This window comes from Vibrio sp. F13 (genome assembly GCF_020806305.2).
Classification (GTDB): Bacteria; Pseudomonadota; Gammaproteobacteria; order Enterobacterales; family Vibrionaceae; genus Vibrio; species Vibrio crassostreae_C.
Genome location: NZ_CP170175.1, coordinates 130,787 through 153,537 on the forward strand (window position 1 = coordinate 130,787; position 22,751 = coordinate 153,537).

General features: G+C 44.0%; 20 protein-coding genes. 17 read left to right on the forward strand and 3 right to left on the reverse strand.

Annotated elements, in window-relative coordinates:
* Positions 1-6: 6 nt before the first annotated feature.
* The gene (locus LMH68_RS00500) at positions 7-351 is read right to left on the reverse strand and encodes a DUF3802 family protein (protein WP_010440912.1); all 345 of its coding nucleotides are present in this window, start codon (positions 349-351) and stop codon (positions 7-9) included.
* A 585-nt stretch (positions 352-936) separates the two neighbouring features.
* Here LMH68_RS00500 and LMH68_RS00505 point away from each other — a divergent pair.
* Positions 937-1,803 (forward strand): fructosamine kinase family protein, encoded by an 867-nt coding sequence (locus tag LMH68_RS00505; RefSeq protein ID WP_229647969.1) that lies wholly within the window; start codon positions 937-939, stop codon positions 1,801-1,803.
* A 63-nt stretch (positions 1,804-1,866) separates the two neighbouring features.
* Positions 1,867-2,070, forward strand: coding sequence for a CPXCG motif-containing cysteine-rich protein (locus LMH68_RS00510; protein ID WP_229647968.1), 204 nt, complete (start codon positions 1,867-1,869; stop codon positions 2,068-2,070).
* 168 nt (positions 2,071-2,238) lie between these two features.
* Here the strand turns inward: LMH68_RS00510 and LMH68_RS00515 are convergent, their stop codons facing one another.
* Positions 2,239-2,847: a riboflavin synthase gene (locus LMH68_RS00515; protein ID WP_017065861.1), complete on the reverse strand. Its 609-nt coding sequence runs from the start codon at positions 2,845-2,847 to the stop codon at positions 2,239-2,241.
* Positions 2,848-3,300: 453 nt separating this feature from the next.
* Between LMH68_RS00515 and LMH68_RS00520 the strand changes: the two genes are divergently transcribed.
* The gene (locus tag LMH68_RS00520) at positions 3,301-4,671 is read left to right on the forward strand and encodes an MATE family efflux transporter (RefSeq protein WP_017070849.1); all 1,371 of its coding nucleotides are present in this window, start codon (positions 3,301-3,303) and stop codon (positions 4,669-4,671) included.
* A 101-nt stretch (positions 4,672-4,772) separates the two neighbouring features.
* Here the strand turns inward: LMH68_RS00520 and LMH68_RS00525 are convergent, their stop codons facing one another.
* Complete coding sequence (locus tag LMH68_RS00525; protein WP_229647996.1) at positions 4,773-5,615, reverse strand: DNA ligase; 843 nt, start codon at positions 5,613-5,615, stop codon at positions 4,773-4,775.
* A gap of 311 nt (positions 5,616-5,926) precedes the next feature.
* Here LMH68_RS00525 and LMH68_RS00530 point away from each other — a divergent pair, with 311 nt between their 5' ends.
* The 14 genes from LMH68_RS00530 (at position 5,927) to LMH68_RS00595 (ending at position 22,480) form a co-directional block, all read left to right on the forward strand.
* Entirely contained in the window at positions 5,927-6,256 is a 330-nt protein-coding gene (locus tag LMH68_RS00530; RefSeq protein WP_102333326.1) for an STAS domain-containing protein, read from the forward strand.
* 62 nt (positions 6,257-6,318) lie between these two features.
* The gene (locus tag LMH68_RS00535; RefSeq protein ID WP_017067078.1) at positions 6,319-7,155 is read left to right on the forward strand and encodes an OmpA family protein; all 837 of its coding nucleotides are present in this window, start codon (positions 6,319-6,321) and stop codon (positions 7,153-7,155) included.
* Positions 7,152-9,251, forward strand: a complete 2,100-nt coding sequence (locus LMH68_RS00540; RefSeq protein ID WP_017067079.1) for an SLBB domain-containing protein — start codon at positions 7,152-7,154, stop codon at positions 9,249-9,251. The genes LMH68_RS00535 and LMH68_RS00540 overlap by 4 nt, the downstream gene beginning before the upstream one ends.
* A complete protein-coding gene (locus LMH68_RS00545) occupies positions 9,251-9,940 on the forward strand; it encodes a tyrosine-protein kinase family protein (RefSeq protein WP_017063892.1) in 690 nt (229 codons plus the stop codon). The genes LMH68_RS00540 and LMH68_RS00545 overlap by 1 nt, the downstream gene beginning before the upstream one ends.
* Positions 9,941-10,495: 555 nt before the next feature.
* Positions 10,496-11,488 (forward strand): ABC transporter substrate-binding protein, encoded by a 993-nt coding sequence (locus LMH68_RS00550; protein WP_017063893.1) that lies wholly within the window; start codon positions 10,496-10,498, stop codon positions 11,486-11,488.
* A gap of 147 nt (positions 11,489-11,635) precedes the next feature.
* Entirely contained in the window at positions 11,636-12,535 is a 900-nt protein-coding gene (locus LMH68_RS00555; protein ID WP_017059591.1) for an ABC transporter permease, read from the forward strand.
* Positions 12,528-13,760, forward strand: a complete 1,233-nt coding sequence (locus LMH68_RS00560) for a quaternary amine ABC transporter ATP-binding protein (protein WP_004733799.1) — start codon at positions 12,528-12,530, stop codon at positions 13,758-13,760. The genes LMH68_RS00555 and LMH68_RS00560 overlap by 8 nt, the downstream gene beginning before the upstream one ends.
* A 454-nt stretch (positions 13,761-14,214) precedes the next feature.
* Entirely contained in the window at positions 14,215-14,619 is a 405-nt protein-coding gene (locus LMH68_RS00565; protein ID WP_017066737.1) for an Hpt domain-containing protein, read from the forward strand.
* A gap of 223 nt (positions 14,620-14,842) precedes the next feature.
* Positions 14,843-16,354 (forward strand): sigma-54-dependent transcriptional regulator, encoded by a 1,512-nt coding sequence (locus LMH68_RS00570; RefSeq protein ID WP_229647967.1) that lies wholly within the window; start codon positions 14,843-14,845, stop codon positions 16,352-16,354.
* Entirely contained in the window at positions 16,335-17,441 is a 1,107-nt protein-coding gene (locus LMH68_RS00575) for a glycosyltransferase family 4 protein (RefSeq protein WP_017066739.1), read from the forward strand. The genes LMH68_RS00570 and LMH68_RS00575 overlap by 20 nt, the downstream gene beginning before the upstream one ends.
* Before the next feature lie 252 nt (positions 17,442-17,693).
* The gene (locus LMH68_RS00580) at positions 17,694-19,070 is read left to right on the forward strand and encodes an O-antigen ligase family protein (RefSeq protein WP_102333320.1); all 1,377 of its coding nucleotides are present in this window, start codon (positions 17,694-17,696) and stop codon (positions 19,068-19,070) included.
* A gap of 92 nt (positions 19,071-19,162) precedes the next feature.
* Positions 19,163-19,948: an acyltransferase gene (locus tag LMH68_RS00585; RefSeq protein ID WP_017063898.1), complete on the forward strand. Its 786-nt coding sequence runs from the start codon at positions 19,163-19,165 to the stop codon at positions 19,946-19,948.
* Positions 19,941-21,059, forward strand: coding sequence for a glycosyltransferase (locus tag LMH68_RS00590; RefSeq protein ID WP_136978473.1), 1,119 nt, complete (start codon positions 19,941-19,943; stop codon positions 21,057-21,059). Before LMH68_RS00585 ends, LMH68_RS00590 begins: the two co-directional genes overlap by 8 nt.
* Complete coding sequence (locus LMH68_RS00595) at positions 21,056-22,480, forward strand: GumC family protein (RefSeq protein WP_017063900.1); 1,425 nt, start codon at positions 21,056-21,058, stop codon at positions 22,478-22,480. Before LMH68_RS00590 ends, LMH68_RS00595 begins: the two co-directional genes overlap by 4 nt.
* Positions 22,481-22,751 lie beyond the last annotated feature (271 nt).

A 22,751-nucleotide genomic window follows, 5' to 3' on the forward strand; every position in this document is an offset into this window, starting at 1 on the left:
AAACCGTTAATCGTATTTAGCAACAGCAGTATCAAACAGGTTCTTCACTAACGCGATGTACTCATCGAGGAATACAATTTGTTCGTTAGTCGCTTTCTTAGCCCACACACCCGCTAATACTTCACCAAGATCCGCTACTACGGCATCTGCTTCTTTCAAAAGTTGAAAACGAACGCTCGAATGCAACTCTGGGTTTTGCTCGAAAATAGCCATGATGTTTGTTGAAATCATATCGGTAACAATGTCTTCGACACTTTCGTTTCCAGTATCACCATTACTATTGGTAAACACATCAAGGTTGAATGATAGGTGCTCGATTAAAGCCAAATAGCCATCGGTTTCTACAACCACAATAATTCTCCGTTTTAAGCTCTAGAGCAGATTAATACGTACTTGCCTAATACTATGTAAATGAAGCTATTTGTCATCACTTTATTGCCCAAAACTACATTTAAATGATCCTAGTTAGTATTTCAGCTTAAAATTAAATCGATATAGCTTTATGTGGTATACCTGCCTACTTACGACATAAGTAAATTCACGCTAAAGAAGTGTAAGACAAACTTTGAAGCAAAGTATTGCGCCAGTTAACAATAGCCCTTTCAACTTACTCTAAAAGCTCATTTGATTTAGTCGCTAGACAATAACAAGCTCAAACCTCTTTTCCAGTTTGTGGCGTTCAAAACCGTTTCGATTGTGAGACCAGTTCCAAACTATTTCATCACGTCAGGTTTTCAATTTATGTTTGTATTTCAAAGAGCTTGAATCAGTTCGAGTTCACAATTCGGCCAATTGATTCTACGTAAGATGAAGAAGAGCTAAGAACATTGACGAGTGCGTCTATAAATTGTTCAGATTTATCCTAAACTATTGCTATTAAACAAACAGTATTTCTAACCTTCAATCTTTTTAACTTTCAGTCTTTGAGGATTTCCTATGTGGCAGGCCATTTCTCAACAACTTTCAGATACTCTTCTATTTAACTTTCAGATTACTGAACGTACCAAGGTTTCTGGTGGCGACATTAACGATTGCTATATGATCAGCGATGGTAATGAGCGTTACTTTGTGAAAGTGAATCAGCGAGAATTTTTACCTAAGTTTGAAATTGAAGCTGAGAACTTACGCTTGTTAAGAGAAACCTCCACTGTTTACGTTCCTGAGTTGGTGCTTATTGGCAAAACCAAAGAGTGCTCGTTCATTATTCTGAATTACTTGCCGACCAAACCGCTCGAGACGGGCAACAATAGCTTCGATTTCGGCGTTCAGCTTGCGCGGCTTCATCAATGGGGCGAGCAAAAAGAGTTTGGTTGCGACCAAGACAACTATATCGGCAGCACACTTCAACCCAACCCTTGGCATAAGAAATGGGGTCGCTTTTTCTCTGAGCAACGCATTGGTTTCCAACTGCAACTGCTCAAAGAGAAAGGCATCGAGTTTGGTGATATCGATGACATCGTTGATATGGTGAATATGCGTCTTGCTGGCCACAACCCTCGCCCTTCTTTGCTTCATGGGGATCTTTGGAATGGCAATGTTGCTAACTCTGCGTTTGGCCCAATTTGCTACGACCCTGCTTGTTACTGGGGGGACCATGAATGCGATTTGGCGTTAACTGAATTGTTTGAAGGTTTCCCTAAAGAGTTTTATGAAGGTTACCAGAGCGTCAATCCACTCGACGTTGGCTATACTGATCGGAAAGACATTTACAACTTGTACCATCTTCTTAACCACTGCAATCAATTTGGCGGCGAATATTTAGCACACACTGAAGCATGCATTCAGAAGATACAGGCCGTTTAATACCAATTACAGCTGTTTATAACCGAATACGATTGGTATCAGTTACAGTGAGGAGAATTTGCCATGCATAAATACACAGAGAAACATGTCTCCTGCCCCCACTGTGGGCATGCCATCAGCATAACGCTTGATGCTTCTAGTGGGAGCCAAGATTTTTATGACGATTGCCCAGCATGTTGCAATGCCATTCACCTCGACATGCAGGTAGATGAGGTAAGAGACAGGATTAATCTCTCGATTGATGCAGACGACGAACAAGTCTTCTAACACCTACTCTCTTGTCGAGTTGGCTCTACACCTCGATTTTGAGGCTAGCCTAGAAAAACGCAGAGACACACAAATAGAAAAAGAGCACTCAATTTGCTCTTTTTTAATGTCTGCGACTCTTACTTAGTCAGCGTTTTTTAGGCAAATGCTGTTGATAAACCGCTACTACTATTTTTGGTTTGCTAGTACGCGTTCAACAGTATCAACAATCGCTTGTGTTTGAGGATCAAACTCAATGTTTACTTGGTCGCCTACTTCACGGCCGCCAAACAGAGTACGATTCAGTGTTTCTGGGATCAGGTGAACAGAGAAACGGTTCTCTTCCACTTCACCAATCGTCAATGAACAACCATCAACGCCGATGTAACCCTTACTCAGCACATACTTCATTGATTCTTGAGGCAGCTCAAACCAAAGCGTACGGTTGTTTTCTGTTTTAATCACATCGACTAGGTTAGCCATCAGAGTAATGTGGCCAGACATGCTATGCCCGCCAATTTCGTCACCAAACTTTGCTGCACGCTCAACATTCACTTTGTCACCAACATTCAGTTGGCCTAAGTTCGTCAATCGCAATGTCGCTTGCATTAAATCAAAAGCAATCTGGTTACCTGAAATTTCCGTTACCGTTAAGCAACAACCGTTATGAGCTACTGAAGCACCAATGGCTAATCCTTCAACCATTTCATCGCTTAGCTCAATGGTATGAGTTTGAAACGACTCTTTTTTGTTGATAGCAACCAGTGTTGCCATGCCTTGAACGATACCTGTAAACATAAGATTCCTATTTAGTATTCTAGGGCGTGTTGACCTTTCGCGGTTAAATTTTGTTCGGATGGGGACGCCTAGTCAAAAACGTTTTAATCGCGGCGAGGGGGAAGTAGCCTAGCATCCTAAGCAAATCTCCCTCAACAAAGAGTAAAACGCTTTTTGCGGGGGCGCCCAGCTCGAACCCTTCGGGCAGCGTTTGCTGGTCATTTTTACTACGTTATCGGCTTCTCATGTAGGCTAGCTACACATCAAAGCCTCTGCCTTGTAAAAAGGCCCAGCAACTCGCTGCAAAAATCAGCTCGAAAGATCAACACGCCCTAATAACAGTTTTTCATAGCAGTTATTGTGACATTTCTTTATGATTCGTCCAGTGGAAGCTTAAGATCATTGTCTCTGATTCCTTCAGAATGTCCTTTCCTACACTATTATTCTAATTTTCCCTCTTATTTGGAGTTGTTTGTGCATCGTTACAAAGAAGAATCCTCGAATCTAATCAAACTTGCGACCCCAGTATTGATCGCATCCGTTGCACAAACTGGAATGGGTTTTGTTGATACCGTAATGGCCGGTGGCGTAAGTGCTATCGATATGGCGGCGGTTTCTATTGCAGCAAGTATCTGGCTACCATCAATTTTATTTGGTGTCGGTCTATTGATGGCGTTGGTTCCTGTCGTTGCACAACTGAATGGTTCTGGTCGACAAGTCAAAATTCCATTTGAGATTCAACAAGGTGCGTTTTTAGCGCTCGTCATCTCCCTTCCAATCATTGGTGTGCTTTTTCAAACACAATTGATATTGGAGTGGATGGACATTGAACAACTCATGGCGGAAAAGACCATCGGCTATATGAATGCGGTGATGTTTGCTGTACCTGCATTTTTGTTGTTCCAAACATTGCGAAGCTTTACCGATGGTATGTCTTTAACCAAGCCTGCGATGGTGATTGGTTTTATTGGCTTGCTATTAAACATCCCGCTGAACTGGATGTTCGTATACGGAAAACTTGGTGCTCCTGCTCTGGGTGGTGTTGGCTGTGGCGTTGCAACGGCTATCGTATATTGGGTGATGTTTGCACTGCTATTCGCTTACGTTTTAACTTCAAAACGGTTATCGAAAATCAACATCTTCGGTACGTTCCATAAGCCGCAACTTAAAGCTCAAATTCGCCTGTTTAGACTTGGTTTCCCTGTCGCAGCCGCTATCTTCTTCGAGGTAACCTTGTTTGCGGTTGTTTCCTTGTTGGTTGCCCCACTTGGCTCGTTGATTGTTGCCGCGCACCAAGTCGCGATCAACTTCTCTTCGCTGGTCTTCATGATTCCAATGAGTATCGGTGCAGCCGTGAGTATTCGTGTTGGGCATAAGTTGGGCGAAAACAACACCGAAGGCGCTAAGATCGCGACACACGTAGGTATCATTGTTGGTTTAGTGACAGCCTTAATGACAGCGGCGTTAACTGTCCTGTTCAGAGAACAGGTTGCATTACTTTACACAGAGAACACTGCGGTAATTACCGTTGCAATGCAGTTGCTGTTGTTCGCGGCGGTTTATCAATGTACTGATGCCATCCAAGTTATCGCTGCAGGTGCTCTGCGTGGCTACAAAGACATGCGTTCAATCTTCAACATTACCTTCGTTGCTTACTGGTTGCTTGGCCTTCCTATCGGCTACATCTTAGGAATGAAAGATTGGATTGTTGAACCTATGGGCGCGCACGGCTTCTGGATTGGTTTCATTGTCGGTCTAACATCAGCAGCGATTATGCTAGGTATGCGCTTACACTGGATGCACAAGCAGGATGATGACGTACAGTTAGAATTTAGTTCTCGTTAGATTCGCACTCGCTTAGTCGGTCTATCTGATTTCGAACACAAAAAAGAGCTCTGATTTTCAGGGCTCTTTTTCGTTTAATGGTTAGGTAGATCGTATCTGCCTTAATATTCACTCTTCTCTCGTACAAAGCGGGCAAACTTGGGTTTTCCGTTTTGAGTAAAACCATTGTAGCGAAAGGTAATACGGCTGCCGATCTCTGGCGGTACAAGTCTCATTTGGTCACTGAACCCGCTACCTATATAAAATTCCACACCCTCTTCTGTGTGAACCAGAATTGACCCCATCATCCCTTTGTACTTCCCTGTCCCACCCCTATAGCCAATAACCGTGGCTTCGGCATCGTGATGCCTTTTAAGCTTTACCAAATCATTACTTCGGCCTGCTTGATAACGACTGGTGATTTTTCTAAGCATCAAACCTTCGCCATTACGCTCATCGACATTATCAAGTTGATGAAACAAAGCCTCTTCACTGTGAATTGGTACATGTTCTATGTAGCTGACATGAGATTCTCCAATCACGCTTACCCAATGCAAAATGTTGTAATAGCGCTTTTGATAATCTCCCGCAGCGCCGGGCATATCAAACAGCATGAAATCGATTTGGCGCCATGCTGTGTCACTCGGCGTATGATCGAGAACGGTAGATTGAACAAGGTGGAACTTGCCCCTTCCTGCCCACAACTCTCCTTCGAGATGGACCTTAGGCAAGTTTTCAGTAAACCACTTGGGTGAGTAAATGCGATTACCATTGCGTGTATAAAGATGTTGTCCGTCCCAAAGAGCCCGAATCCCATCAAGCTTTTCACTCTTCCAGTATTCAGAAACATCAATGCCTTGTTGGTATGTATTGGCCAGTACCAAATGGTCGGGAGGTAAATAGGATGAATGAGAAGAAAGCGAACACGCCCATAGAGTTGCTATCGCCAATTTAGTTAATCTCATCATCTGCTCCGTATTGATATCTGTAGTAGTCAACAAACGCCTTTAATCCTAAGCGTTCTGACACGTAGGTAGACAACCTTTGCTAGAAGATGCGATCCACTCATCAACCTTATCTAACCTTTTCATTTATTCATTAAATTAATGATCTATAACTCTCATATATTCCGCCTTTTTTAGTTCTCATATTGAGAAACGTCTTTTCTCAATTTGAGATAGGAATTCGTACTAAACATAACTTATTGAAAAATAACAACATAAAAGTTGGCACATTCAGTGCAGTTGTCCATACATACTTAAAAGGAGATATCGCTATGGAACTACGTAAGATTGATTTAAACACAACGACACTGATACTTTCTATTTTCGGTGATCTGGATGCAGCAGGCAGTCGTGATGCACAAACCGACATCGATGATGTGATTTCTAACGATGGCCACCCTGAAATCGAAGTTGATTTTAGCCAAGTTGAGTTTTTAGATTCATCTGGGGTTGGCGCAATTGTTTATATGTTCAAACGTCTGACTGAACGCGAGCGCAATATGCGACTTGAAAATGTGACGGGGCAACCGCTTGAAATTATGAGCTTGCTGCGTATTGGCCACGCTATCCCAGTAAATTCAAAAAATCCTGCAAATTCATGAAGACCCACTAAGCTAGAAGTAACAAAAAATAATAAGAAAAATTAGAAACATAGGACGTTGGCATGAAAATACTGAAAAACTACATAGCCCTTTCTCTGTCCGCTCTCGTTCTGGGTGGCTGTACTAGCTATCCTGAACAAGGCACAGGGGGTTTGGCTGAAAGTTACGATTCTATTAACTATCAAAACTCAGACTTCTCTCCTGTCATGCCAGACGAGCCTCTTGGTCCAGAACATGGATTACGCTTTGATTGGCAGCTCGCTAAATTGCACCTTGATGCTTTGATCCAAGAAGGTGCTCGTTGGTGTTTCCCCGCTGCTGTTGTTCAAGCAATCGAAAAGCAAAACCGTATTGCTCGTGAACTTCAAGGCGGTCTACTACTGGATGCAGCCAACGACTTAGTGATCCAAAGAAAACGCCTAAATGAACTTGAGGTCCAACTGGATTACGTAACTTCACAAGCCCGCTGTGAGCCACCAAAAAATGAAAATCAATTTAGAATGCAACTGTCGGTTATTGAACAGTTGTATGACCTGCTTAATGTTGACAACCAATTTGCGGAAAACTCGACTGAAGTAAATCCTAAATATATGGGAAGACTGGCCGAGGCGACCACTTTACTTAAAGAACACAAATCCCTAGACCTTGTTGTTACCGGCCATGCTGATGCAACGGGTGCCGAAGAATACAACGACAAGTTAGCACTTGGACGAGCGAAACAAGTCGAACGCTACCTGACTATTTTTGGACTAGGCGCTCAACGAATCAAAGCCGTCTCTGTTGGCGAAACCGTCCCTCTTTTTGAAGGTGAATCCGACGGCACGCGTTTAACGAACCGCCGAGTAAGTATTGAAATTGTCTCGCCTAAGAATGCCGAGAAAATGGGAGGTGGATTATGAAATCCTTGATCGCTTTTATCATCACCCTATCGTTATGCTTTGCGAATGTCGTCAATGCTAACGATGAGTTTTCAGACGCGGTTCAAGTCGGTGATCTAATCCAAGTTAACGTACCCGGTGAAAGTACCTTAAACACGGGGTTCCAAGTGGATAAGCGTGGCCGTATTACTCTTCCAGAAGTAGGCGCTGTGTTTGTTGCGGGTTACGACAGCGAACAGCTTAACAAAGTCGTTCTAGAGTCGCTGGCAACCGCTTACAAAGATCTTTCGAACGCTTCAGTGTATGTAAAAGAGCAGCAAATCATCATCTACGTGCAAGGTTATGTAGAACAGCCTGGCGAATACACGCTCTCATTAGGTTCTAGCATCCAAATGGCACTTTACGCTGCGGGTGGTTTACGCCCGGGCGCGCAACTGGATAAGCTGATTCTTAAGCGAGGCGCAGATAAGAAAGAGTTTAACTACAAACGATTCCTTGATTCAGGAGACGAGTCAGCATTACCTACTCTTCAATCACTGGATTCACTATTCGTTCCAGCTTCTCCATTAGTCGGTAACATCGAGCAAGAGTTTGACGCAGCAAAGCTTGCTAACTCAGGTGACAGTGCTGATTCTCGTAACTCCATCAAAGTGTTTGGTGAGGTGAACGCGCCGGGTTCGTTCACTTACAAAGAGAACACCGACCTTGTCGACGTACTTATGCGTTCGGGCGGCGTAACTCGTTATGCCAGTGTTGAGCAAATCCGAGTGATTTCGAACAACACCCCAACGCTATTCAACCTAAAACGTTACTTAGATTCTGGTGACGAAAGTCTGCTTCCAATTTTACGCCCGGGTGCGACCATTTTCGTTCCCAAGCAAGAAGAAGAGATCAAATCCGGCGCCAACATGGTTTACGTAATGGGCGAAGTCGCAGCCCCTGGTGCTTTTGAAGGCAAAAGAGACGCGACCTTTATGGATATCTTGGCGAATGCGGGCGGCCCAACTCGATTTGCAGAGTCACGACAAATCCGTGTTATCAAAGCAGATGGCAGAGTGCTTAAATTCGATTTAGCGGCTTACACTGAAGGCTTACCTAACTCTAACCCTCCTAGCATCAAAGCTGGTGACGCGATTTTCGTTCCCGAGAAAACCGACATGAACGAGAAGTCTTGGTTGAAAATCACGCCAGACAGAGCAGTTAACGTGATTGGTGAGGTGAATCGACCTGGTCGTATTGAATGGTCAGATGAAATGAATTTCATGGGATTATTGGCACACGTCGGTGGCCCTACGCTACGCGCTGACACATCGAAAATCGAAGTTGTTACTGGTAGAAAGCTAGTTGTGTTTAACCTTGATGATTTTATTCGAAATGGTGCGCCACGTGACCAAATGCCACAAATTCGAGCGGGCTCTATCGTGCGTGTTCACGACTTGCCACAAGATCCTTCAGACAATAAATCACAATGGGTTCGTCAAAGCTCTGATGCTTCGATCTACATCTTTGGACAAGTGAATGCACCCGGTCGTTACCGCTTCACCAAAGACATGCACTTCCTTGATATCTTGTCTGCGGCTGACGGTCCAACAAAGGATGCCGACATCCACAACGTTCGAGTAACGCATCGTGACAAAACCTATTCGCAAGTAAGCAAACTTAACTTATCACTGTACTTCGAAACCGGTGACGAATCGTTACTGCCAAACGTAACCACTGGCGACACGATTTACATCCCAGAGAAAGGCAAAAACTGGTTAGATACACCGAAAGAAGAAACCGTTCGTGTGCTTGGTGCGATTAACAATCCGGGGCGTTATGTGTTCAACGACAACATGACCATTCTAGATATTCTGGCAGAAGCAGCAGGACCTACCGACAATGCTTATGTAGAAAAAATTACCATCGTCAATATGTCTTGCTGCCAAGGTCAGGCTCGTACTTTTGACCTTGTTGAATTCAGCAAAACGGCGAACATTTACAACTTGCCGGTGCTACGCGCTGGTGACACGATTTACATCCCAGACCGTCGCGAAAGCTTTATTGAAAAAGCACGCGTCGGACTTGATGACATACTGCGTATCACCACCACCATCGTATTAATAGGAGCTTTATAATGACAATTTCAGCGACCCATGCCGAAGTCGAGCAACTGTATTTAGCTTCTGAACTTAACGGCCAAAAATCAATATGCGTCACCGCCTGCCATTCAGGTGACGGCGTAACATCTATTGCAACCGCATTAGCCGAGCGTTTTCTTCTTGCGGGTCATTCAACGCTTTATGTTGATCTCAACTTATTCAACCCTGCTTTCAAAGATTTGAATATGCTAGAAGATAATCAGCAAGGTCAACTGATAGAACATGTTGAATCTCAGCGTACGTTTATCGGTGTCCCTGCTCCACAAGTTGCTTCAACGCAATTGGCTTATAAAGATCCGACAACGTTACAAAAAGTGGTCAACAAATGGTTAGAGAAATACGACAGAGTCATCATTGATACCTCACCGCTTCTCAACATAAACAAAGGCAATATTCCGGCGCAGTCTGTCGCGAGCGCTTGTGGCAGTACACTAATTGTTGTCGCCTATGGAGAAACGTCGAGTCACCACCTAGAACAAGCGAAAAAGCTGCTTGATGCACAAAGTATCAATCTAATGGGCTGCGTGATGAACATGAAACAAAAGCCTAGCTTTGCACAAGAGTTGGTCAGACAAATCAATCGAATGAAATTTATCCCCGTTAAGCTTCGCGATAGCTTGGCAAACAAGCTGTATCAAAATGAGTTTTTGAACCTTCCTATGTAACTTTCTTTTGCTACTTTCTGGCTGTCATTAAAACCATGACAGCCGCCAATCGTATTAGACTTCAAGCTCCAACTGCTCTGAATGATTCAAAACCAAATTGGGTGCTTTTGGCGAAATTGTTATTAAAAATAAGATTTTAAAAACCATTCAACGCATTTCACACACTTCATTCATGGTCTTACCACCTTTAAATCCCTTCAAAAATAAACAGCCCCACACCTAACTTTAGCGGTAATGTGACACAGACGGTTAAAGTGCTATGTAAATCGCATCAAAGATGGAATTCGTACGATTATTCCCTAAGATTATAAATAGAGGTGGTTTTTGACGAATTTGTAATAGTTTGACAAAGTTATCCGATGGCTGTTGAAACACAGTGGATGAATTGGCAAATCACACTTCACTGACTTTGCACGTTTATCTATTCAAACTTCACCCATCCCTCCTTCTGCTCAAATGGTTCAAATACACGGAAAGGATCACCATCGAGCAATTTAGATAATCAATTTACCTTGGTTACCTTAGTTGTATTATTAAAGAGAAAGGAAACTCAATATGAAATACAAGTTAAGCTCCGTATTTTTGTTAGTAGCAGCAGCCAGCGGTAATGCTAACGCTGGAGAATGTGGCAGCGTAACAATCGCAGATATGAACTGGAACTCTGCAACACTGATCGCCAATATCGACCAATTCATCCTTGAACATGGTTATGGGTGTGATGCTGAACTTATCCCTGGCGACACTATGCCAACAGGCACGTCTATGATCGAAAAAGGCCAGCCTGATGTTGCACCTGAACTTTGGAGCAACAGCTTAAAAGACGCATTAGATAAAGGTGTTGAAGAAAAACGTCTTCGCTACGCAGGTAAAGCACTTGTGAACGGCGGCGAAGAAGGCTTTTGGGTTCCAGCTTACCTAGTAAAACAGTACCCTGAAATGGCAACCATCGAAGGCGTACGCAAAAACGCAAGCTTATTTAAACACCCAGAAGACCCAGATACATCTGCATTCTACAGCTGCCCTGCAGGCTGGAACTGTCAGATCAGCGCCGGAAACTTGTTTAATGCTCTTGAGCTAGAAAACAGCGGTTTCACGATTGTTGATCCAGGCTCGAGTGCCGGCTTATCTGGCTCTATCGCAAAAGCTTATGAACGTGAAGAAGCTTGGTTTGGTTACTACTGGGCACCGACCGCTGTTCTAGGTAAATACGACATGGTTAAAGTCGACTTTGGCAGTGGCGTTAATGAGGAAGAGTTCCTTAACTGTACCACCAAAGAAGATTGTGAATCGCCAAAAGCAACCATGTACCCGCCTTCACCTGTCCACACGATTACCACTGAAAGTTTTGCGTCACGTGCTCCTGAAGCGTACGACTACTTTACTAAACGTGGTTTCACAAACGACAAAATGAACTCGCTACTTGCTTGGATGGAAGACAACCAAGCTGATGGCGAAGAAGCGAGTCTGCATTTCTTAAGTGAATTCCCAGAAGTATGGCACCCATGGGTTTCTGAAGAAGTGGCTAAGAAAGTTGAAGCAGAGCTGTAAGAGCTTGATTTAATAACAAGTAATTACGCTTCAACAATAAAACAGAAATAACGTCGCTATACTTGATGTTATTCATGATTCGGAGCCCTTTTCATTAGCGATTTTCTTATCGCATGGACAAGTGGCTCCGAACTATAAGGATATAAAATGGCTGACAGCAATTGGTTATCAAGCTTTCCAGAGATGGAACGCGGTGATTTACGAACCATAAAAAAGACGCTAGATGGCGCATACCGTGAATTTTCCCGTGAATACGGCGAAATGATTGAATCTCTCTTTGACCCTCTTCTTTCATTCCTCGTTTGGTTTGAAAAACTCCTTATCTCAACACCTTGGATTATAGTCCTGGCTGTGTGTACCAGCCTTGTCTACGCAGCAAGCCGTTCTTGGAAACTGGCTCTAGGCTGTGTTGCTTCTCTACTTCTCATTGGTTACTTTGGAATGTGGGAAGACACCATGCGGACGCTCAGTATCATCACTGTATGTACCTTGGTTTCAATATTCTTGGGCATTCCGATTGGTATTGCGATGGCTCGTTCAAATCGAGCTCAGTCAATTGTTACGCCGATGCTCGATATCATGCAAACCATGCCTGCGTTCGTTTATTTGATTCCAGTGGTAATGCTACTGGGCATCGGTAAGATTCCAGGGCTAATCGCCGTGGTTATCTACGCGATTCCACCTGTAATTCGTCTAACTAACCTAGGCATACGCTTAGTTGATAAAGAAGTCCTTGAAGCCGCTACCGCTTTCGGTGCGAGCAAAAAGCAACGCTTATGGGGTGTTCAACTTCCTCTAGCAATGCCAACGATCATGGCGGGTATTAACCAAACCATCATGATGGCACTGTCTATGGTTGTTATCGCATCCATGATTGGTGTGAAAGGCCTAGGACAACCGGTTCTCAAATCGATTACTAACCAGTACTTCACATTAGGCTTGATGAATGGTTTCGCCATCGTTGCCCTCGCAATCCTTTTTGACCGCGCTTCTCAGGCGTACGCAAGAAGAACTAATGCGCATTTAGGAGGATTCAAGCATGACTAAACCATTGATTGAAATTAGTGGTCTGTACAAGGTGTTTGGACCGAAACCAATGTCTGTTATGAACCGAGTTCAAAACGGCGAACACAAAGATCAGATTCTTGCGGATACGGGTCATACCGTTGGTTTAAAAGAGATCAACCTTGAGATTAACCGTGGTGAAATCTTCGTTATCATGGGGCTTTCTGGCTCGGGTAAATCGACGCTGATCCGCCACTTCAACCGTTTGATTGACCCGACTCAAGGTAAAATCATGGTTGAAGGCATTGATGTGATGAGCCTCAACACTAAACAGCTAGAAGAGTTCCGTCGTCATAAAATGTCGATGGTATTCCAACGCTTTGGCTTAATGCCTCATCGCACTGTGGTTGAAAACGTTGCGTACGGGTTGGAAGTACAAGGCATCAAAAAAGAAGACCGTTTAGCAAAAGCCAACGAATGGTTAGAAACCGTGGGCTTGAAAGGTTACGGCAAGCAATACCCTGCGCAACTTTCAGGTGGTCAGCAACAACGTGTTGGCCTTTCGCGCGCTCTGTGTACTAACGCTGAAATCTTGTTAATGGATGAAGCCTTTTCGGCACTCGACCCTTTGATTCGAAGTGAAATGCAAGACCAGCTTATTGAACTTCAAGAGAAGCTTCATAAGACGATTGTTTTCATCACACATGATCTGGACGAAGCACTCCGCCTAGGCGATAGAATCGCAATTTTGAAAGACGGCGAGTTAGTACAACAAGGCACACCACATGAGATTCTGCTAAATCCAGCCGATGATTACGTGGAAGCGTTCGTGAAAGACGTAAACCGTGCTCGTGCACTGACCGTTGAAACCGTTATGCAGCCTCCTCTGTATCGAATCACTTCAGAAACGATTGAAGGTGCTCTGGCACAAATGAAGATGCTGAAAAACGATTACGCTTATCACGTAACGGACGAAGGCTATCAAGGTTTGGTGACTCAAGAGAGCTTACAAGACGCGGTTGAAGATGCCTCTGTCCATGACTTCAGCGATGAGATTTACGAAGAGGTTCCTGCTGTTTTACCAGATGCGGTAATTGAAGAAGTACTTCCAGACACTATGTCTTGTGACTACTCCCTTCCAGTTGTCGACGAAGAAGGTAATCTGAAGGGTGAATTAGAGAGAAGCGCCGTTGCTGATATCTTCTCTGAAAGTAGCGAGGAAGAAGTAGAAGCCGACCCAAAGCCAAAGATTGATAAAGCTTCGTAGTCCTACTTTTCGTGATTTAAAGCTCGGCTGTTTAAATTATCGCTATTTGCGTTATCGCTATTTGCGTTATCGCTATTTGCGTTATCGCTATTTGCGTTATCGCTATTTGCGTTATCGCTATTTGCGTTATCGCTATTTAGATTAGCCCAAACTGCTTATCCCGCTCTAAGACCACTGTTGTTATTTCACTGCAGTGGTCTTTTTTATTTGTATCGGGCTCGTTTTCTTCTAAGATTTACCCGCACCTTAGGCTTTATAGGCACCTAAGTTTATATTTCATAAGAGAAAACAAAATAAAATCAGTCCGTTAGGTTTGTCACAAACCCAATAGCAAGATGAGTGAGATGCCAATTAAATGCTCTATTTGTACGGCAACCAGTTGAAATTATTCTAGAAAATGACTAAAACTTAATAGTATTAACAGATATTAAGCTCAATAAAAGGACTTAGTTTGATGAATTCTACTTTAGCGTCAGACGCAGCTACAAATCTAAACTCACAACAAGTGAGCAAGCTTGTCGATGAAAGCGTTCTGGAGCAAATGATTCGCGATACAAGTGCGGACATTATCCCTATCTTGATCGACCATTATGTCGAAGAATCACAAACACGCTTGGTCGCTATAAAAGAGGCAGTCACGCAGAAAGACGCTCAAACACTTGAGTTCGAGGTCCACACTCTCGGCAGCACAGCGCTTTCGTTAGGTAATCGCCCTTTGGGTGAATTAGCTCGAGCTTTAGAAAAGCTATGTTTAGAACAGAGTCATGATGCGGCATTTCGACAAGTTGATGAATTACTAGAGCTCGCAGAGCGTTCAATAAAAGCCTTGCTTGAAAGGAAAGAGGCAGGCTTCAGCTAGCTTTGCATGTTCATTATCGGTATCAGATTAAAAACTCAAAACAGTCGTTATTAATATAGTCGCCATAAGATGGGCTCCATCATGAACAGCAATGCGAGAAGTTATACAGGCCGCTTCTTAAAAGATTGCATGTGGTAGATAACAAATACACAAGACTCGTATTGATGGTTGCATATCACTATGTTATTGATTGGTTAGGATAAAGTTTCAAAAGGAATACACAATGCGCCCTAAGGTATTGTTAGTTGAAGACTCCACCTCACTCGCCGTACTCTACAAGCAGTACGTAAAAGACGAGCCCTATGATATTTTCCACGTCGAAACCGGCGCGGAAGCTAAGACCTTCATTGAAAGGCACTCTCCACAGCTTGTGATTCTCGACCTTAAGCTTCCTGACATGCCAGGCGAAGAAGTCTTAGATTGGATTACTGCTAACGAAATACCGGCCGCTGTCATCATCGCGACAGCGCATGGTTCAGTAAACATCGCGGTAGACCTTATCCAACGCGGTGCAGAAGACTTCTTAGAGAAACCCATTCAAGCCGATCGACTCAAGACCTCTGTTAGCTTGCATCTAAAAAGAGCGAAACTCGAAAACCTCGTCGATAACATGCAAAGCAAATTCGATCGTGATCGTTTTCATAATTTCATTGGCTCTTGCCTACCCATGCAGGCGGTTTACAAGATCATTGATTCGGTAGCACCAACCACTGCCAGCGTGTTTATTAACGGCGAAAGTGGTACAGGTAAAGAAGTGTGTGCGGAAGCGATTCACCAAGAGAGTCAGCGTAATGGTAAACCCTTCGTGGCCATTAACTGCGGCGCTATCCCTCGAGACCTAATGGAGAGTGAAATCTTCGGTCACGTTAAAGGTGCGTTTACCGGTGCGACAACCGACCGTAAAGGTGCAGCAATGCAAGCGCATGGCGGTACCCTATTTCTCGATGAGCTTTGTGAAATGGAACTGGAGATGCAGAAGAAGCTCCTCAGATTTTTGCAAACTGGTACGTTTACTCCACTCGGTGGCAACCGCGAGATTAAAGTGGATGTCAGAATTATCTGTGCGACCAACCGCGATCCACTGGTTGAAGTAGAAGAAGGACGTTTTAGAGAAGACCTTTACTATCGTGTTCACGTTGTGCCTATCGAGATGCCACCGCTTCGCGAGCGAGGGAGTGACATTGTCACTCTTTGCAATCATTTCTTGAAGCTGTACGCGAAGCAAGACAAGAAGAAGTTCAAATCAATAGACAAAGAAACGCAGAATCTACTTAAACGTTATGCGTGGCCAGGCAATGTGCGTCAGTTGCAAAACATCATCCGTAACATCGTGGTGTTGAACAATGAAACGAGCGTGACTAAAGACATGTTACCGCCTCCGATTAATAAAGTAGATGCCGCTCCATCATCTAAACCAGTGACACCAATTCGAGTAACTGCGCCTCAACCTGCAGTTGTTGAAGCACCAGAAGCTAAGTTGCCACCGATTACTCCGGAAGAGTTGGAACAATCGTCAGTTGCTCAAGCTCACAATGAGCCGATGACGCCTGCATTTACCACAAGCGAAGGTGCTATTCGTCCAATGTGGCAAATAGAACGTGAAGCCATTCAACATGCCATCAATCATTGCGATGGGAATGTGTTAAACGCTGCTGTGCTGCTAGAACTTAGCCCTTCTACTGTTTATCGTAAGAAACAGGCTTGGGAATCGGAAGATGAGTACAATCAAGCCTAACCAAGGTGTACTCGACATAAACCTTCATGAGATTTGGCTGTTGATCGACAGCCAAACTTTTGGAGGCATAGAAACGCATGTTTTAGAATTAGCACAAGGCCTGATATCGGAAAGCGCTCAGTATTCAGAGGCTGTTCGTATCGTTCTTTTGACTAAGTTTAATCCTGAAGCGATCATCGTTGAAAAGTTGAATGCGCTGAACATCCCTTTTAGTTACCTCTCCGATTTAGCCTCATGTTCTGTAGATTCAAATGGCAATAGCGCGACACAGCTGAAACGTGCAATTCAACATTATCAACCAAGGCTTATCCATGCTCATGGTTACAAAGCCAGTTTGGTCAGCAAGTTAATCAAGCTTCCGCCTCGTTTCAACAACACAAAGCAAATCACCACTTATCACGCAGGTGAAACCCCAACAGGCAAAGTATGGCTTTATGATTGGCTCGACCGTTACAGCAGTTTTCTTTCTGATCAGTCGCTCGTGGTCAGTGAAAAGATTAAAGCGAAAGTGCCGAGTCAAACCCATCAATTGAATAACTTTGTTAAAATGCCAACCGGGTTAACAAGCTCCCCTTCATCAAGCCCATTCCATGTTGGTTTTGTGGGGCGATTGAGCCATGAAAAAGCGCCTGATCGATTTGTTGCATTAGCCAAACAGTTTCCTGATGTTCGGTTTGAGCTTTTTGGTGACGGGCCAGAAATGGACATCTTAGTTAAATCGCAGCCTGATAATGTGACCTTTCATGGGCATCAGACCAATATGGACGACGTCTGGAGCCAAATCGATCTGTTAATCATCCCTTCTCGCTTTGAAGGCTTACCTATGGCGGCATTAGAAGCCATGATTCGTGGCATTCCCGTTCTCGCCACCTCAGTTGGTAACTTGCCTCAACTCATCGAGCATCAAGTTAACGGCTACCTTGCAAATTCAGAAGCTGAGCTAGAACAGTTTTTATCTTTGTGGATGTCATTGACGAACGAGCAACGTAACTCTCTCAAGAGTCACGCGATAGAAACCGTGAAAAACCAATACTCTCCACAAGCCGTTGTTCCGCAGTTGTTGGAAATCTATCAACTCGACCGTTAATTCTAGCCTTAGTCGATAACTGGTTATTTGGGCTTGATGATTTAAGTACTTTAGTCAGTTTTATACTGATTCTCAAAATGACAAAACTCACCTCAAGGCTACGCCCTCACTTAATAATCCAACATTAAATCAGTAAGTTAAACAAAATGCATAACTGGCACTCACTTTGCAATCTTTAACATCAGGCGTAACTACGTCTTAAAAAGATTACGAGCCGAGTCCTAAAGAGTTTATTTGCCAATAGAGGTCACAATGGTCAACCCTGAAGCCAATAGATTGCCAGTCATCATCACGATCAGCACCTTGTGTGTTGGGCTTGGTGTTGTTTGGTACTTTGTGCCTCACCCTGCTGTCATTGTGGCGCTCGCTCTTGTGCCATTGGCCGGGTTATTCGTGTTAAACAAAACATTCTGGTTAGTTTTACTGTTCGTTGTCTTTTCATTTTTCCGAATTCACGAAGCTATACCTCAGCTCTATTCGCTAAAAATACCGCTGATGCTTTCATTAGGCGCTCTGTCGGCTCTTCTATGGCATGCATTAATCAGTAAAGAACTTAAAATCTTCTGGCACCCTTGTTTAAATTGGCTCGCCATATTTTGGGTATTGGTTTTCATTGGTATTATCTTCGCGTCCAACAGGCCAATAGCACTAGCAGAATTCAAGGGCGTTTATTGGAAAATTATAGTGATGACGCTTGCGATTACTTGGCTAGTAAACACCACGGAAAATCTCGCAAAAACCGCGATGACGATTATCTACGCTGGCGCTTTAGTCAGCTCTATTGCCGTGTACAACTCAGTAAATGGTATTGGGCTTGTCGAGGGCTCACGCGTGACTATTGGCCGCGATTTTGGCTCTATGTTAGGTGACCCGAACGACCTAGCACTGGTACTGATGTTCCCACTCGCCTTTACAATAAGCCAAGCCACCACGACTGGCATCTCACGATCCAAACGTTTAATCAGTGCCTTAGTTTGTCTGTTACTGCTCGCCGCCATTATTGCCACTCAAAGCCGTGGGGGATTACTGGGTTGTATTGCGGTGATTGGTATTTTTGCGTGGAAGCTAGTGCGCTCTAAAGTTCTCTTAATCTCAGTGGGAACTGTCGCGGCCGTGATGCTCTATTTAGTTGCTGGTATCTCAGACAGGTCTTCTGGTGGTGCAGCTGAACAAGGTATCGATGAATCTGCAATGGGGCGAATCTATGCTTGGGAAGCGGCAGTAAAAATGGCAGTTGAAAATCCACTGACTGGCGTAGGGTTGAACAACTTCTTCTCGAACTACTTCTTTTATAGTTCGCACTGGGACGGACTGAATCACGCCGTTCACAGTACTTGGTTTGGTGTGTTAGCAGAGACTGGCTTTATTGGTCTGATCATTTTTGTCTGCCTTATCGTTTCTTTGATCAAAACCTCTCGCTCTACGCTAACGAGATTAAAAAACTCGACCACAGAAATCTCCCCCGAGCTTAATGCGGTCGCCTATGCGATCTATGCAGGTCTGATTGGCACAATAGTGTCGGGGACATTTTTGACTCAAGGCTTCAACTGGCCGATTTATATCCTCGCAGCACTCACAGTTTGCGCCTCAAACGTATCTCAAACTGCCTGTCAAAATGAGAAAACCTAAAAGCCATATTTTAACTCATTGAAAATATTATATTTATTAAATGGCACAGTATATGAAAGTACTTCTATATAACAAAACAGAGGATTTTCATTATGACGTCAGTATCTATACATCAATTCAAACATTGGCTTAAGTTTCATCCTAATTCTCGAATTAGAAATGTGTTTTTCATTTTGAAAGACATCAGAAGCGCAGAGCTACCTACCCCTCAAGTACTTAATCGCTGCCTATATCAAGCGCACAAGCTAGTGGTGAATCTGGTTTCTGGCTTTACGCGATTCTTTTACTGGACTCCGGCTTTCAAAGGTCGTGTGGCTCAATGTGGCAAACGCCTGTATTTGTATGGTGGACTGCCTTTCGTCAGCGGTCCGGTGCAAATTACGATTGGCGACAACTGCCGTATCTCTGGCCACACGACATTCTCTGGTTGTACTCAACAACTTGAAGGCTTGGAACACCCACTATTGTCGATTGGCAATAACGTCGACATTGGTTGGCAGTCGACTATCGCTGTTGGAGGTAAAGTGGTTATCTCTGACAACGTACGAATCGCAGGCGGCGCTTTTCTATTTGGATACTCTGGACACCCGCTTGATGCAAAACGCCGAGCGCTAGGTGAAGGTGACGACCCTCAGCAAATCGGTGACATCATTCTTGAACCCGATGTTTGGTTGGGCACGAATGTGACGGTCAAAGGTGGCGTAACCATCGGCGAAGGTGCCGTAATAGCCGCAGGCAGCGTAGTAACAAAGAATATTCCTGCCTTCGCAATCGCAGGTGGCAACCCAGCTCGAGTTGTCGGTCACATCAAACCCGTTGAAGTGACAGAATCCGATATGTTCGATTCGTTAGAGACTCATGGAGGTGACCATGCGTGATTTAATCGTATTTGGTGAAGACTTTGGTGGCCTACCTTCATCGACTCAACATTTAGTTCGTCACCTTGCTAAGCAACACAAAGTCTTATGGGTCAACTCTATTGGCTTAAGACAACCGAAGCTGTCCGCTAAAGATGCCAGCCGAGCGTTCAACAAGTTGTTTGGTAAAACCAAAGCCGTTACTCAAAACATGCTCGACTCTGAGGGACACGACAACATTACTATCGTTAACTTAAAGACAATCCCTGCGCCTGCTTCTAAATTTTCTAGAAAGTTGGCTCAGCAAATGATGTTGCACCAACTAAAACCGATTATTGCGGAGCTTAATCTGAACGCGCCTATCCTATGGACTTCTCTTCCGACCGCTGTTGATTTGTGCGGACACTTAGGCGAGTCATCTGTGGTCTATTACTGCGGTGATGATTTTAGCGCGCTGGCTGGTGTTGATCATGACACCGTTGCACAGCACGAATCAGAGCTAATCGAAAAATCAACGCTTATATTCGCGGCTAGCAAAAAATTGATGGGTAAATTTCCAAAGCATAAAGCGCACTTGCTACCACATGGTGTCGACGTAGACCTATTTTCAACACCCGCACCAAGAGCAAAAGATTTACCAAGCAACCACCGCCCTATTGCTGGTTTTTATGGCAGCCTTTCTAAGTGGCTTGATTATGAAATGATTGATCATGTTGCGAATGCGATGCCGGAATGGGACTTTGTTTTCATAGGTCCAAACGAGCTTGATACGCTCATGCTGCCTAAGTTGAGTAACGTACATTACCTTGGCCCTCGTCCACACCACACGCTACCAAGCTATTCTCAACACTGGGATGTGAGCTTGTTGCCGTTTGTTGATAACGAGCAGATCCGAGCGTGTAGCCCACTCAAACTAATGGAATACCTTGCGGCGGGCACACCCATTATCACAACACCGTTCCCTGCTTTGGTTCCATATCAAGGGCACGTAACCACGGTTGGCAGTGCCAACCAAATGATTTGGGCGCTTGATCATGCACGCGAGCTAAGCAACTCACCTATCTCTGTCGTCGAACAAGAGAGCTGGCAGAACCGTGGTAACTTCGTACATTGGATGTTGGAGCTATTATGAATAATCTGAAATTGCGGTTATTAGTCATCATCAATGCGATGTGGCGCCAACGCTACGTTATCGTTCTGCCAATGCTTATTTTGCCCTTTGTAGGCTTTGGTGTGAGCAAGTTGGCTCCAACTAAATATGACGCGCATACCAGTATGTTGATTCAAGAAACGGCCAAGATGAATCCATTCTTGGAAGACATTGCCGTTTCGACGATGCTCAAAGATCGACTTAACGCATTGAGAACACTGCTTCACAGTCGACATGTGCTTTACTCGGTCGCTGATGAACTGCAATTAACCACGCCAGATATGCCTGAAATTGAGAAACAAGAGATCATTACTGACCTGTCTCAACGTCTAACGGTGACTCAGCTTGGAAAAGATTTTCTAAAGATAAGTCTAACGTCGAACACACCAAATGGAATGGAAGCGACGCTGCGCTCGGTAAGTGAACATTTCATTGAACAGTTACTCGCACCGGAACGTTCATCGATTGAAGATTCAAGTAACTTCTTGAAAATCCATATCGACAAACGTAGCGCAGAGCTTGCAGAAGCAGAAGAAGCGCTAGCTGCATACATGAATGAGAATGTTCATTCGACGCCTGAGGTACAGAGCCAAAGTTTGAATCGCCTAGCTTCACTCAAACAAACACTGGCAGAAAAAGAGGCCGAGTTATCGGGTGTCGAAAAAAGTTTAGGGTCAATCGACCAACAACTTTCAAGAACCAACCCTGTGATCGGTAAATTAGAAGACCAGATCATCGACATTCGTAGCGACCTTACCTTGTTACAAGCTAAATACACGGACAAGCACAGTGCTGTGCAAGCTAAAGTGCGTGAGCTAGACAGACTAGAGAATGAACGTAAGAGTTTGCTCGAGGTAACCCAGCCAACGATGAACAGCGACCAGCTTTGGGACATCGCAAGTAGTACGACACTGAACAAACTTTCTGATACCCAACCTCTTCTGGTCACTCAATTACACAGCCTACAGCTGGTTCGTGCTCGCTTTGAGTCTTTAACTGAAGAGACCAAAAGCCTTCGAACTATGATTTTCGAATTAGAACACAAGGCCAATAACTTCGGCGAAAATGCAAAAGAGATGTACCGCCTTAAACGTCAAGTTGAAATCAAACGTCAACTATATGATGAACTGACAGAGCGTTATGAAATGGCTCAACTAACGGGTTCGCTTGGTGTATTCGAGCAAAACAAACGTGTGAAGATTATCGATTTGCCTTTCACACCGAGTGTCAAATCTAACATGCCGACTTTTGTTTTTATTCTGGCTGGATTCGTTGCAGGTATCGGATTGGGTATTGGTTTAGCGGTATTGTTTGAACTGTTTGATTCTTCAATCAAACGCAAAGACGAAATCGAAGATATCTTGGGTGTCCCTGTGATAACGGTGATCCCGAAAATGAGCTAGTCAGCCTCAAAGCCATTTTTGACTTGCTCGCTTCACAGCTTTCTAGCTTCGTGCATCCTAGCTTTCTAGTTTCCAAGCTTCGTGCATCCTAGAGCAAAACGCCAACACTCGCTTGGCGTTTTGTTTGTTTAAAGCCCCAAGTTCTAATGCTACTTTCGATTTACCCAAGCCCTATGATTCAAATTGCCATTCAATCGTATTTTGTTTTGATTCCCATTTTGAGAAATGAAAACCACCCTGTAATTGAATAATCTAAATACCTGAAAAATAA

Excerpts from the sequence above, each read along its gene's own strand:
- LMH68_RS00530 (WP_102333326.1), top strand. The coding sequence starts at position 5,927 with ATGGAACTACGTAAGATTGATTTAAACACAACGACACTGATACTTTCT.
- LMH68_RS00550 (WP_017063893.1), top strand. The coding sequence starts at position 10,496 with ATGAAATACAAGTTAAGCTCCGTATTTTTGTTAGTAGCAGCAGCCAGC.
- LMH68_RS00540 (WP_017067079.1), top strand. The coding sequence starts at position 7,152 with ATGAAATCCTTGATCGCTTTTATCATCACCCTATCGTTATGCTTTGCG.
- LMH68_RS00515 (WP_017065861.1), bottom strand. The coding sequence starts at position 2,847 with ATGTTTACAGGTATCGTTCAAGGCATGGCAACACTGGTTGCTATCAAC.
- LMH68_RS00590 (WP_136978473.1), top strand. The coding sequence starts at position 19,941 with ATGCGTGATTTAATCGTATTTGGTGAAGACTTTGGTGGCCTACCTTCA.
- LMH68_RS00545 (WP_017063892.1), top strand. The coding sequence starts at position 9,251 with ATGACAATTTCAGCGACCCATGCCGAAGTCGAGCAACTGTATTTAGCT.
- LMH68_RS00595 (WP_017063900.1), top strand. The coding sequence starts at position 21,056 with ATGAATAATCTGAAATTGCGGTTATTAGTCATCATCAATGCGATGTGG.
- LMH68_RS00555 (WP_017059591.1), top strand. The coding sequence starts at position 11,636 with ATGGCTGACAGCAATTGGTTATCAAGCTTTCCAGAGATGGAACGCGGT.
- LMH68_RS00525 (WP_229647996.1), bottom strand. The coding sequence starts at position 5,615 with ATGAGATTAACTAAATTGGCGATAGCAACTCTATGGGCGTGTTCGCTT.
- LMH68_RS00505 (WP_229647969.1), top strand. The coding sequence starts at position 937 with ATGTGGCAGGCCATTTCTCAACAACTTTCAGATACTCTTCTATTTAAC.
- LMH68_RS00565 (WP_017066737.1), top strand. The coding sequence starts at position 14,215 with ATGAATTCTACTTTAGCGTCAGACGCAGCTACAAATCTAAACTCACAA.
- LMH68_RS00535 (WP_017067078.1), top strand. The coding sequence starts at position 6,319 with ATGAAAATACTGAAAAACTACATAGCCCTTTCTCTGTCCGCTCTCGTT.
- LMH68_RS00510 (WP_229647968.1), top strand. The coding sequence starts at position 1,867 with ATGCATAAATACACAGAGAAACATGTCTCCTGCCCCCACTGTGGGCAT.
- LMH68_RS00580 (WP_102333320.1), top strand. The coding sequence starts at position 17,694 with ATGGTCAACCCTGAAGCCAATAGATTGCCAGTCATCATCACGATCAGC.
- LMH68_RS00585 (WP_017063898.1), top strand. The coding sequence starts at position 19,163 with ATGACGTCAGTATCTATACATCAATTCAAACATTGGCTTAAGTTTCAT.
- LMH68_RS00570 (WP_229647967.1), top strand. The coding sequence starts at position 14,843 with ATGCGCCCTAAGGTATTGTTAGTTGAAGACTCCACCTCACTCGCCGTA.
- LMH68_RS00560 (WP_004733799.1), top strand. The coding sequence starts at position 12,528 with ATGACTAAACCATTGATTGAAATTAGTGGTCTGTACAAGGTGTTTGGA.
- LMH68_RS00575 (WP_017066739.1), top strand. The coding sequence starts at position 16,335 with ATGAGTACAATCAAGCCTAACCAAGGTGTACTCGACATAAACCTTCAT.